We start from the raw sequence: 12,358 nt of genomic DNA, 5'->3' as shown, positions 1-12,358 counted from the left end.
GAGGTTAGTGGCAGAGGAAAGAAATGAAGAACTCTCGCTTACCTCGAAGCAGAGCAAGATCGTCAAGTACAAACTTGAGGAGGACGTGGTGAACCTCCGTATGAGCGGTCTGTCCTATCAGCAAATCGCTGATGAGATGAACGCGAGTGGTAAGGTTCCTGACGGTGATCTCCTCGACAAGTACGTGGTCATGCGTTTCTTCGAGAAGTTGCCTGAGATCAGCAAGCAGATTGTAAAAGAGGACAAGCGTAGATTGGTTCAGGTAGTCAACAATCACTTGGACATTATCCACGAGGTGACTTCACTATACAACAAGACGAAGATGCTCCTGGAAGCAATGGAGGAGGATGCCTACGAGAAAGGTAAGTTCGTTAACCCTTACCAGTACAAGGCTGTTATCTCTGAAATGCGTGAGTTCCTGAAGCAGATGACCGAGATTCAAAAGGAAATCAACGATTACAACAACATCAGGAAGTTCATGGACATTGTGCTATCTACATTGAAAGAAGAATGTCCCGAGAAGATTCCTGTTATCGCTGAGAAGCTGAAGATGGCAAAAGGGACTACGTGGTTCGCAGACATGATGAGGGGGAAAGCGAATGACTAAGCACGGGGAGATTACGGTCTTTTGGGGAACGATGTTCACTGGCAAGTCAACCAATCTGATTGCTAACTTGAAGGAAGCAGGGGAGAGTGCTGTATGCTTCAAGCCCTACTCCGACGACAGGGACGAGCCTAATATCATCAAGACGCATGATGGTCTCATCTATCCTGTTACTCGGGTAGAGAAGGCAAGCGAGATTCTTCTTCATGTGAAGCCAGGACTCACTATGGTAGGGATTGAAGAAGCATCCCTGTTCTTCGATGACCCGACTCTCATCCCGACCCTTCAAAATCTGAGGGAGATCGGCATTAGTGTATTCGTTACTGGATTGGATATGGACAGACACGGTGTTCCGTTCTTCCAAATGCCTATGATCGCGGCTATTGCCGACAACTGCTTCAAACTGAGAACGCGGTGCTCGTGCGGGGAATTCGCTTCCCTTAACTACTACAAGGGAGACGGTACGACCTTCGTGGCTCGTGATGATATGTATGAACCTCTTTGTAGAACTTGCTTTGCAAAGCAGGAGCCATCCCTTTAACAGGATGGCTTCGCTTAGGAGGGGTATCGGCTTGCTTATACCTTCTCTATACGAAAGAACCTATTGAAAGTTAAGGAGGGTGACATATATGGCAGATGATCTCTTGGGAAGTCTGATGGATGACTTCATCAACCTAGCCGAGGGTAACGTACAGAAGACGGGGATTTGGCGAGAGGAGCCTGTCGATCTCGTGACATTCTTCTCGTCCAAGGATTTCTGTAACGAGAGACCATACCCAGGGAAACAGACTGAGCTGTTGGAGAAATGTAACGACATCTTGTGGTATAAGATGACTGGCGACGATAAGTTGTGCGCTGAAGACCTCAGACAGGTCACAGAGCTTGTTGTAATGTTCGGGAAGGGTAGTGGCAAGGACTTCCTAGCAAGCGGCATACTGGCTTATGTAGGCTATCTCCTGGCGTGTATGAACGACCCACAGGACTACTTCGGGTTCGGTCAGGACGAGAACATTGACTTGGTTAACGTGGCGATCAATGCGTACCAAGCGAACAACGTATACTTCAAGAAGTTGAAGGCTCGTCTGAACAACTGCCCTTGGTTCAAGAGGGTTTCTCAGGAACCTAAATCTCCGAACGAGTTCCAGTTAACTAAGAACCAAATCCGCTTCTACAAGAATATCACGGCTCACTCCGCTCACTCCGAAGCTGACTCCTTCGAGGGATACAACCCTCTTGTAATCATCTTCGATGAGATTGCGGGCTTTGAGTATGATAAGGCTGAAGACGCTTATGCTACATTCCGTTCCTCTGCGTTGTCTCGTTACGAGAGCAAGTCTTTCATGATCTTCATCTCCTTCCCTCGTTCCCAGGATGACTTCATGTTCAAGAAGTACGAGGAGTTTCTACAAGGAGACCCCGAGGTTTACGGGATGATTGGAAAGACGTGGGAGGTAAACACATCTAAGAGTCAGGCATCCTTTAAGAAGGACTATGACCGTGACCCTGAAGGCTCAATGATGAAGTATGAGTGTATTCCACCAAAGTACAAGGAAGGTCTATTCCAGTTCCCTGAGCGCATTGACGAGGTTATCCAAGTCGGTAAGCAGTCGCAGTGCTCTAACCTAGTGGTGCAGACTAAAATCTCTACACGCACCCTTCAGAACGGTGTGGAGCGACATTTCCTCGGACTTGAGGTACACAACCTGAACCTTGATCCATCCTTTACTTACTACCTGGGCGGTGACGGTGGTGTCGAAACGGACTCCTACTGTATCTCGTTATTCCATGCGGAGCCTACAGTTATCCAAGTGAACGAGAATGGGGAGATCGTGGAGAAGTGGGTGAACAAACCTGTAGAAGACTTGATTCTCGAATGGAAGCCTTCTAAGAAGGAACGTCTTCCAGTAGACCTCCTGAATGTAGCAGAAATCCTTGAGATGATCTGTCAGCAGGTTCACGTTAAGAAGGCACTGTTCGATAAGTTTAACTCGGCAGATGTTGTTCAGCGGCTCATGCAGTACGGTGTTGAAGCGGAGGATAAAAACTGGTCTAACCCATTCCAGTTGCAAATCTACACGAACCTGAAGGGTTTGATCTATACAGGTATGATCGAGCTTCTTGACCACATCATTCCCGACGAGACTCACATGAATGCTAACGAGGAGCTACGCCACATGAAGCTCATCAACGGGAACAAGATCGACCACGACAAGGACAAGACGAAAGACTTCTCTGATGCTCGTGCAGGTGCTTCGTGGATTTGCTCAACCGATGAAGTAGAGTCTATCGAGCACTTTGCTATGCCTGTGATCCAAGGAGCAAGACGGAAAGCATAGGAGACTTTAGTGGGATAAAATCCTATTTTTTGGGACATGAAATCCTGTTTTTTGGGACATGAAATCCTATTTTTTGGGACATGAAATCCCAAATTTTGAGCACAAAGAATATAAAGTTAATAACAACCGTTATGAGCATAACCAGTACTAATATCCTCGCTGTGCTCGGAACCCTTTTTTAAAGAGTCTGCCTATCTTCGGTAGGCTCTTTTTCTTATATCCTCGCCGCCCCACCCGCCGCCGCGATCCGCGTTGCCGCCTACCCGTTTCGGTCTAATCTATGTAAAGACCAAATGTGGGGAGGAGTAAGAGATGAAGCAGTTCTTATCAGGCTATAGCGGTTCACACCAGTCGATGTATGTCCTGCCTATTGGAGACATTCACTTCGGTAGTAAACAATACAACCCCAAGTACCTGGATAAAGCCTTGCAGTTTGCAGTAAAGAATCGCAATAGAACTCGTATCGTTCTGATGGGAGACCTCATGGAGGTTGCGACTAAAACATCTGTAGGTCGATCTGTTTACGAAGAAACGTACCCGACTCAAAGACAGTTTGAGGTGGCGGTGGAGACGTTCAAGCCTGTAGCAGACCTGATCGACATCGTAATTGAAGGTAACCACGAGGAACGTATTATCCGAGACACGTCCTTCGAGATCATGCAAGAGTTCTGCCACCGTATCGGTAGACCTGATGCATACGGAAAGTTCTCGGGAATCGTGAACTACAACCTAGGCAGTGGACAGACCTATTCCGCATACGCATGGCACGGAGCCACTGGCGGTACTACGGAAGCGTCTGTAATCAACGCTATGTTGAAGATGCGCGAGACAGCGGTTGCTCATATGTACTTCATGGGGCATACACACAAGCTCTTGAAGTTCGAGAGAGAAGTATTCTTGCCTGCACCTGGAAAGGACGAGCCAGTTACTTTGAAGCAAATGTTCGTGAACACGGGAGCATCCCTCGTACACGGCGGCTACGGAGAACAGAAGGGATTCCCTGCAAGTCTTCCAGGATACGGAGTCGTTCAGTTATTCGCGGAGGAGCACCGCAAAGTGTTCCACAAGATTGATGATTTGATCTAAGAGGAGGTGTAACGAGTGGGTTTACTCGATAGATTTACAAGCCTGTTTCGCAGGAACAAGCCCGCCAATACAGGGCGACAGCAACAGTCTACGCAGAGATCACCTGAAGCTAAAGAAGGTTTCTTCAAGAGTTTTCTCGGCGGCGGCAGAAAGCGCGGGCAGAACTTAGCAGGGGAAATCACCACAAGTAGTGACCCGCTATGGTCGGGAGAAAGCACTTCTGAGTTTGGTGGAACCCGAACGACGATCCCTAAGTTCGCAACGGGCGGCGGCGGTGCGGGTGGTTCCCTGAGCCGTGTAGCTCAGCGGGACTTACGACTGGATGACCGTTCATTATCGTCTTCCTCCATTGAAGACCTCTTGGACATTCTGATCGACGCTCACCCTGACGTATCGTTCGCCCTATGGAACTTCTTGCGACTCGGGCGAGGAAAGTTCACCACCAACGTGTACAAGGTCGGGAGTGACAAGACGGACAAGGCGGGAGAGAAGTTGATTCGAGAGTTGTTCCAACGCCTTGAAGCACCAAACATTATGCAGTTCGAGCCATCTCACTCAATCCATAAAGTACTGAACTCACTCTTGCTGAGCGTGGTGACCCGTGGGGCGGGCGCACTTGAGTTGGTTCTTACCCAGGATTTGAAGAACGTGGCATTCTTCGCCCCTGTAGACCCAGGGACGATCACCTTTAAGTACGAGAACGAGAGATATATCCCTTACCAGGATACAGACAGAATCAGCTTGGACATCCCTACATTCCTATACGAGACACTAGATGCCCGCATCGACGATCCGTACGGACGTTCTCCGCTAATAGGTGCAATCAACATGGTGATGTTCCAAATGCAAGTTCTGAATGACATCAAGGCGGTAGTCCACAACCAAGGCTACCCACGCTTTGACATCACCATCCTTGAGGACGTTCTCCTTCAACGTATGCCTATCAACATTCGCAACAACGAGAAGGAGAAGCAGAAGTGGCTCAATGAGAAGCTGAGAGAAATCATCGACATGTACAACGACCTGGAAGTGGACGACACGTTCGTGCATTTCAACTCCATTGAGATCGGAATGGTCGGCGGCAAGGGCGGTGGTGGAGGGGGCTCCCTGATCGACCCTGAGAAGCTTATGAGAGCCATTGACGGGCTTATCACAGCAGGACTTAAAACATTATCCACCATCCTCGGAAGACGCTCTACGGGCAACACAGAGAGCTTTGCAAAGATGGAGATCAAGCTCTACCTGAAAGGTGTAGAAGCCATGCAAGAGGTTGTCGAGCGAATCATGAGTCGCGCACTCACGCTGTACCTCAACGTCATGGGGAAGCAAGGGGTTGTGGAATTTAAGTTCGAGCCTGTAGAAATTCGTACCGAGCTTGAGCAAGCACAATTCGAGCAGATCGCACTTCAAAACTGGGCTTACAAGCGTGACCAAGGTTGGGTTGACCAAGACACGGCTTCTATCGGTGCTGTGGGCACTCCTGCCGTTGCTGAACCTGATTGGGAGCACCTTGGTAAGAGCACGGTTCAGAACAAGGATGGCGGGGCAACAAGCGGAAGTACAGACGAGAAGACACCTACAGACTCCTCAGACACCACCAAGTGATGTTTGAGGGGAAGTGTCTACTCTAAGTTAAGAGTTGATGAATCCAGGAGGTGTTCAAATGCCAAGACCAACACCCGAGCAACTTGCGCGGATTAATAAGTTCACAGCCCGAGAGCTGACTGAGGAGGAAGTTTACGTCTTCCCCAACATGATGATCGACGACCAAGTGACTTCATACTCCTCCAAGTTGCACCCGAACCTTCTTCGGAAATTCGTCAAGGACGCGAACAGAGGGGTAGGGCTTCTGATGAACCACAACAGCAGAAGTCTTCCCGTAGGTCGTTCCTTCGGTGCGGATATTCGTGAGGAGTTTGATGAGGAATACGGGTACACCCAATCAGTTTACGGACAGTTCTATATCGACCTTGGGCGACAGACCGAGAGCGGTATGAGTACAGATGACCTTGTGAAGGGGATTGATGCAGGGACTATCTTTGATACGTCTATCGGCTTCAATGCCGCAACGTGGAACTGCTCTCTTTGTAATCACGACATTCGTGACTACATGAACTGTTCGCACTACCCAGGAGAACAGTACGAGATCAAAGGTGATGACGGAGTATTCAGAACCGAGACTTGTTATGTTATCGCGGGAGAAGACGGAGACGGTGAATTACTTGAGAACTCTCTTGTATATGCGGGTGCATGTAACAGAGCCACGATCAAGAATAACTTTTCTCGTGGTGAGAGCGTTAGCGGAGAATCTAAAGGTTCTAAACTACATCTAGTAGAGAACTTCAAAAACATCCCGTTGAACGCGACTATTACCCAGTACTACACGAGAGATGGTTCTGTACTGTTCACGGATAGTGCTGATCGTACCAACGGTGCTGAATATCTGAAGCAAAGGAGTGAATCCGAAGTGGAATTTGCAAAACTTCAAGCAATGTTCTCGCAAGTAGGTGTTGAGATTACCGAGACACAAACTCCCGACGAACTGACTGCCAAAGTGAAAGAAGCATTCGCGGCTAAAGACGCACAGGTCGGTACTTTGACTGCTGATCTTGAATCTGTTCGCGGAGAACTAGCAACTGCGGCTACGAACTTGGAAGCTGAGAAACAACTCTCTGCTACTAAAGACGTGACCATCGAGGAGCTGACTCGCACGAACGAGGAGCTGACGGAGAAGGCTGAACTGGCTAACACCTATCGTCAAGACTTGTCTGAACAAGCTCTCGACCTTGGTGTACGAGCACAAGGTAATGCCTTCAACAAGACAATGTACGAGAAGTTCCTTGGAACCTTGTCCGTTGCTGAGATCAAAGAGGTAATCCAAGGCTTTGAAGCTGAGGTCAACACTCGCTTTGCAGGAGCACGGATTACTGACGGTAGTGTAGGTGGAGAACAACGCCTGAACAACGGTCAACCGAAATCCCGAGAGGACTTCGAGACTGAGACCGAGTTCCGTAACTTCGTAGCTGATGAAGCTACCAAGTACGCAAAAGAGCAAGGTGTTTCCATTACGGATGCAACTAAGCTCATGTTCAAGAAATATTCCAACGCAGATGGGAGTGCTGAGTAATGGCAGGTCAATTCACAAGACTTCAAAAGTCTTACCGTATCGACCCGAACAACGTCAACCCTGACACAGGGAAGAACGAGATTCCTCTGTACCGCATCGTTGAGCACAGCGGCGAAGACCTGACGAAAATTTCAGGTGCCAATGCTATCCCATTGGGTGTAGCCGACAACGACGAGCGACTAGATGACCCGTTGCGTGATGGTGGTTCTCAAGCAGGTCGCCAAATCGCAATCAAACTGGAAGGTATCGCACTGGTTACCCTCGATGGTACCGTGTCGGTAACTGACCGCATCTACGCGGTTGCAGGTGGTAAGGGTGATTCCGTGGACAACGCTCCTGCGGGAATTTACAACGTACTGGGCTTCGCTGAAAAGGGCGGGGTTGCAGGTGATGTAATCCCTGTACGGATGCAATACCACGTCTTCACTAAGTAGTAAAGGGGCTTCGATAACGGAGCCTTTCCCCCATCCCACAACTAATTAAGGAGTGACATAGATGCCAACAGTTCAGAAGGTGCATATCGACAAAACCCTGTCGAACATCTCCATCGGCTACAAGAATGAAGCGTATATCGCTGACTCTATCTTCAAACCGTTGGAAGTAAAGAAGCAGTCTGACCGCTACTACGTGTACGGTATGGAGAAGTTCCGTACTCATAACGACCTTCGTGCCCCTGGTACGGAAGCGAATGAGATCAACTGGACGCTTTCCAATGATACGTACTTCACTGAGGGACACGCCCTGCGTCACGCTATTGCTGACGAAGAAACGGCTAACGCCGATGAGGAGTTCGACCTGGAAAGTGAAGGTACGGAGCTTGTTACCGAAGGTATCCTCTTGAACAAAGAGGTTGACGCGGCTAACCAAGTCATGAACGCGAACAACTACCACAACGACCTGCGCCTGACGCTCGGTTCGGCGGGTACGTACAAGTGGAGTGACTACGAAAACTCCGACCCAATCCTTGATGTACACAAGGCGAAGGAAGCACTGCACAAGAAATCGGGTATTCGTCCTAACACGATGATTATGTCCGAGCAAGTGCTGAACGTGCTGAAACTTCACCCTAAGATCAAGGACGTTATCAAGTACGTTGAGCGCGGCATCATCTCGCAAGAGTTGCTGAAAGCGGTGTTCGGCGTTGATAACTTCTTGGTAGGTTCTGCACTGGTATCTGATGCCACGAATGCAGGTTCTTACCTCCCAGGTCAGCGTGAAGACTTGAACTACATTTGGGGAACCTCTGTAGTTCTTGCTTACATCGCACCGCGCCCTGGTAAGAAGCAAGTATCCCTCGGATACAGCTTCATGTGGAATAAGGACAACCAAGGTGCTGTACAAGTACGTAAGTGGTACGAGGTTGGTCGTAAGGCTACCATCGTAGAAGCTGAGCGTTGGTACAACCAAAAGATGATCTCCGATGTTGCGGGCTTCATCTTTGCAGACGCGGTAACTCCGTTCTCCTAATCCACGCCACAATAGGTCGCTACTGTAAGGCTATCGCCTAGCGGTAGCGACTTTTCTTATATCAAAACCAATTGAGGAGGGCTATCCCCATGAAGAAGGCTGACGTAATCAAAGCACTTAAAGACCTCGGTGTACCTGCTGAGCAGATCGAGGAACTGGAATATAACGAGCTGAGAGCACTGCTCAAAGAGAAGGAGGAAGGTCAGGATGGACAAGCAGACACAGGAACTCAAGAGAAAGAAGGAGGAACTGGCGAAGCAGTTGTCGGGCAAGAACAGCCTGAAGCCCCAAGCAATGATGGTGCAGTCCAGGCTAACGACGATGAGCCGCTAGTAGCCTACGACTATCAGCTCCGTCTGTACGAGAACAAGATCATCGGCGTACACCCTGAAGCTAAGCGTGTGGTTATCACGAACCTGGGTGCGGGAGACCTATACTCGGACGTGGATATGGTTAGCTTTGATCCTGCTGACCGTATTGCCCCTGGGGAGTCGAAAGAGTTCAAGGGTGCGGTGAAGGTATTCGTTCGATCTGCAAGCCGACCTACGGTTCGCATCGAACAGTTCATTAACTAAAAGGAGGGGGCACCATGCTTATTCTGACAACTGGGTACGAGACAGTCGTTCGATCTAAGTTGGGAGCGAAGGAATCAGAGGTTCCTGACACGGACATTAACCAACCGCTGTTCGTAGACCTTGCTGAAGCAATCGTCATCAAGCGGGTGCCCGAGTACTCCTCGATCACTGATGCAGTCGATCTCCTACTGATTCAGAATGCTGTGGTCTCTTACATCTGTTACCTGATCGCCCCTAGCATGGGGCGGCGGGTGAACCAAGAGGTATCGACCATTGACGTGAAGTGGAAGAAGGAGAGAGTTGATTGGGATGAAAGGGCACAGCAGTTCCTTGCGGATTACGAAACATCCCTAAGTCAGATCAGCACGGTAGTGGTTGACGGTGACGGAGTAGATGCTCCGCTCATTAGTAAGATCACCTCTAATCGAAACTGGGATACGGGGGCGTGATGAGAAGTGAAGGACGTTAAGAGACAGATCATATTGGATGAAGGCTCTCCCGTTGAGGTAATTGACTCCACGGGAGTCGTTGTTGAAACGACCAAAGCCCTTTTAGGTAGAGCTAACAAGGTATCTTACGCTGAAATCTCTTTGGAAGCTCACCGACAGGGGCAGTTCGTACCTGAGATCACTATCCATAACGGAAACTTAGTACGCAATGCCATTACGGATACCCACTACCTTGTACTGGCTTCCATGGATGAGATCGTGCAGTCGGACAAGATCGCCACGATTTGCAGGATGCTTGAGTGCAACAGTTCCATCACACTGGAGCGGATTGAGGAGACAGCAGACGAATACGGGAACATCAAGAAGTCCCTCGTCATGGTGGCAGATGAGCTTAGTGTTTACGTGGAGTCAGGACGAGCTGTAATTGAGCAGAAGAATATGGGTCTACTCCCTGAGGTGGAGTTTCGCATCTACGCCCCGCTAATTGACGTGAAGCTCCTGGACAAGATCAGTCTCACCATCAACGGAAAGAAATCCCCGTTCAAGGTAGATGCTCTTGATTTTGTCAGCTTCGAGGGGTGCGTCATGATCGACGTTTGTACCGAGACAAGGAAGTGATGTAGATGGCACGGGGTGGACGAGGAAGACCCTCAGAGAAGAACAACATCATTTACTTCAGGGAGCAGGAGTTTCTAACTGATCTCAAGAGAGAACTCAAAGCGGCTACCATGACCATCAGACAGAGCATTCTTGCTGAAGCACTCGCCAATGCAAGGAAGCTCGATATGAGGGAGAAGAAGACAGTACGTATTGAAGGGCAAGCTCCAATGAGCGACCGTGATCGTAGGAACGATATGATCGCTTCGATTGTCGCGCTACAGACCGAGTGGATGTCAAGCGCGGTGGGCGGCAAGGCTCAAACACTCCTGAAGATGGGTGTCGGAGCTATGGAGCAGAACTCCTCGTTCAAGAGATCATATGTTGGTCTCTACTACGAGTACGGTATCGGTGGAAAGCAAGATCCTTCAGGGTACTGGATCGAAGGTATGGCAGACCCTAACCCATGGAGAAGCGCAGGTCAACCATCCGTAACCCGTTCGGTATTTCAGCCGAAGGACAAGAAGGGTCGTTGGCGAGACCTTGGGGGAAACACTCGTGTAACAAACTCACCAAGAGGTGGCGAGAGAAGACCCGTACTCAAGAGAATAGGACAAGACTTCAAGGGAGAGTTTTGGTTTAGAAAAGCCTTTACTAAGTACTCGACCAAGAAGTTCGTGTTGGAACAATATAGATCGGCTATTAGCAAGGTAGACCCGAGAAGATACCTTGTAGCCAAGAAGACCTTCACTCTCGGAAAAGACTAAGGGGGAGTATTTATGGCTGTCGTGGATTTGTACAACGGTATCTACAAGGTGTTAGCGAATGACCTTGACGTTCTAAACTACTTAGGAGTAGGGGCTAGTGCCGACAACCTCGTTAAGGCGAGACGCATTCAAAAGCGAAACAAGCCCACTAACTTGGTCGAGGATAACATGCCGTTAGTGACCTTTTACACTCCTAACGGAGGACGCAACCCTGATAACCACTATGTGTACGTTTGCCCGTTCGTGTTTGACATCTACACCAGTGATGATGTGGACACTGCACAACGTCTTGCAAACCGAATCATCAAGTTGTTTGATGGAGAGCTTCACCCCATGCAAGACATCGAGAGTTTCGAGTCTTACTTCGTTCAAGGGTTTGAGACGGATGTTGATGCGACAAACACGTATTGCTTCACAGTAGTCATTGAGTTCTCAGTGACTCTTGAGGAGTAGACTTTTACTAACAAAAGGAGTGAACGAGTCGATGGCAAAGAAAATGATTATCAAGGGCGTAGGTACCTTCATGGCTAAACGCCTTCCTGCTGACCCGTTGGGTGCTGTAGAGGTAATTACTCTCGGTACTCTGCAAGACCTGAAAATCGACCTCAACGTAGAACTTGAGGACATCTTCGGCGGTGACGGTCTATTCGCAATCGACGTATTGGTTAAGTCCAAGTCGATTGAGGTATCCGCGACTGACGCGAAGTTCGACCTGGATGCCATTCAGTTGATGATGGGTTCCACAGTCCAAGAGCAAGTCAACTCCTTCGTATGGGTACTGAACGAGCAGGATCAAGCGACTGCGGGAACCTTCAATTCGGGGTTTGCTGAGGTTGCTCCAAACTTCGCAAGTACTATCTACGGAGCAGACGGAGAGCTTGCTGTTCGACTGAAAGACGCGAACAAGTTGCTGAAGAAACTTCCAGGCGGGACTCTACCTGCTACTATCGCGGCTGATGAGTTCTTCTACGATGACACCAACGGAGTGGTTGTCCTGAACAACGCTCACATTGGTAAAGACACCGTGATGAACTACAAGCGTGAAGAAGTCGTTGACCTGGTTGACCTGCTTGTTGACGAAGTACCGTTCCCGATCTCTGTGATCCACCACGGTACATTCCAACAAAAGGATGGCACGTATGCGGGTGTTGAAACCGAGCTGTACATGTGCCGTGCTAAAGGTACGTTCAGCATTAACGCTCAACGTGCTTCGGCTTCCGCGTCTGCGATCTCCCTGCAAATCCTCGACCCTGAACGGGCTGACGGTAAACTGGGAAGCATCAAACGCTTCAGCGCGACATCCCGCGTCTAAGACGTAACCACATAATCCTGGCAAGGTATCGAACGGAA

At 49.2% G+C, this 12,358-nt stretch carries 14 protein-coding genes; all 14 read left to right on the top strand.

Annotation, left to right across the window (positions count from 1 at the left end):
- Positions 1-7 precede the first annotated feature (7 nt).
- The 14 genes from BK126_RS12625 (at position 8) to BK126_RS12560 (ending at position 12,320) form a co-directional block, all read left to right on the top strand.
- Complete coding sequence (locus BK126_RS12625) at positions 8-607, top strand: hypothetical protein (protein WP_076313002.1); 600 nt, start codon at positions 8-10, stop codon at positions 605-607.
- Positions 600-1,145: a thymidine kinase gene (locus tag BK126_RS12620; protein WP_076313001.1), complete on the top strand. Its 546-nt coding sequence runs from the start codon at positions 600-602 to the stop codon at positions 1,143-1,145. Before BK126_RS12625 ends, BK126_RS12620 begins: the two co-directional genes overlap by 8 nt.
- An 88-nt stretch (positions 1,146-1,233) precedes the next feature.
- Entirely contained in the window at positions 1,234-2,940 is a 1,707-nt protein-coding gene (locus BK126_RS12615; protein WP_076313000.1) for a hypothetical protein, read from the top strand.
- A gap of 312 nt (positions 2,941-3,252) precedes the next feature.
- Positions 3,253-4,026 (top strand): metallophosphoesterase family protein, encoded by a 774-nt coding sequence (locus tag BK126_RS12610; protein WP_076312999.1) that lies wholly within the window; start codon positions 3,253-3,255, stop codon positions 4,024-4,026.
- A gap of 15 nt (positions 4,027-4,041) precedes the next feature.
- Positions 4,042-5,631, top strand: a complete 1,590-nt coding sequence (locus BK126_RS12605; protein WP_076312998.1) for a hypothetical protein — start codon at positions 4,042-4,044, stop codon at positions 5,629-5,631.
- 58 nt (positions 5,632-5,689) lie between these two features.
- Positions 5,690-7,153 (top strand): hypothetical protein, encoded by a 1,464-nt coding sequence (locus BK126_RS12600; RefSeq protein WP_076312997.1) that lies wholly within the window; start codon positions 5,690-5,692, stop codon positions 7,151-7,153.
- A complete protein-coding gene (locus BK126_RS12595) occupies positions 7,153-7,587 on the top strand; it encodes a hypothetical protein (protein WP_076312996.1) in 435 nt (144 codons plus the stop codon). The genes BK126_RS12600 and BK126_RS12595 overlap by 1 nt, the downstream gene beginning before the upstream one ends.
- A gap of 61 nt (positions 7,588-7,648) precedes the next feature.
- Positions 7,649-8,620 carry a major capsid protein gene (locus BK126_RS12590; RefSeq protein ID WP_076312995.1) on the top strand — a complete coding sequence of 324 codons (972 nt, stop codon included), beginning with the start codon at positions 7,649-7,651 and terminating at the stop codon, positions 8,618-8,620.
- Positions 8,621-8,709: 89 nt separating this feature from the next.
- Positions 8,710-9,195, top strand: coding sequence for a MerR family transcriptional regulator (locus tag BK126_RS12585; RefSeq protein ID WP_076312994.1), 486 nt, complete (start codon positions 8,710-8,712; stop codon positions 9,193-9,195).
- A 14-nt stretch (positions 9,196-9,209) separates the two neighbouring features.
- On the top strand, positions 9,210-9,644 hold the full coding sequence (locus BK126_RS12580; protein ID WP_076312993.1) for a hypothetical protein: 435 nt from the start codon (positions 9,210-9,212) through the stop codon (positions 9,642-9,644).
- Positions 9,645-9,650: 6 nt separating this feature from the next.
- On the top strand, positions 9,651-10,262 hold the full coding sequence (locus BK126_RS12575; RefSeq protein ID WP_076312992.1) for a hypothetical protein: 612 nt from the start codon (positions 9,651-9,653) through the stop codon (positions 10,260-10,262).
- Between the two features lie 5 nt (positions 10,263-10,267).
- The gene (locus BK126_RS12570) at positions 10,268-11,008 is read left to right on the top strand and encodes a hypothetical protein (RefSeq protein WP_076312991.1); all 741 of its coding nucleotides are present in this window, start codon (positions 10,268-10,270) and stop codon (positions 11,006-11,008) included.
- A 27-nt stretch (positions 11,009-11,035) separates the two neighbouring features.
- On the top strand, positions 11,036-11,461 hold the full coding sequence (locus BK126_RS12565) for a hypothetical protein (RefSeq protein ID WP_143042087.1): 426 nt from the start codon (positions 11,036-11,038) through the stop codon (positions 11,459-11,461).
- On the top strand, positions 11,451-12,320 hold the full coding sequence (locus BK126_RS12560) for a hypothetical protein (RefSeq protein WP_256702818.1): 870 nt from the start codon (positions 11,451-11,453) through the stop codon (positions 12,318-12,320). The genes BK126_RS12565 and BK126_RS12560 overlap by 11 nt, the downstream gene beginning before the upstream one ends.
- Positions 12,321-12,358 lie beyond the last annotated feature (38 nt).

It is taken from the genome of Paenibacillus sp. FSL H7-0326 (genome assembly GCF_001955535.1).
Classification (GTDB): Bacteria; Bacillota; Bacilli; order Paenibacillales; family Paenibacillaceae; genus Paenibacillus; species Paenibacillus shunpengii.
The sequence above is the reverse complement of the archived record's forward strand: the minus strand, read 5'-3'. Positions and strand labels throughout refer to the sequence as shown.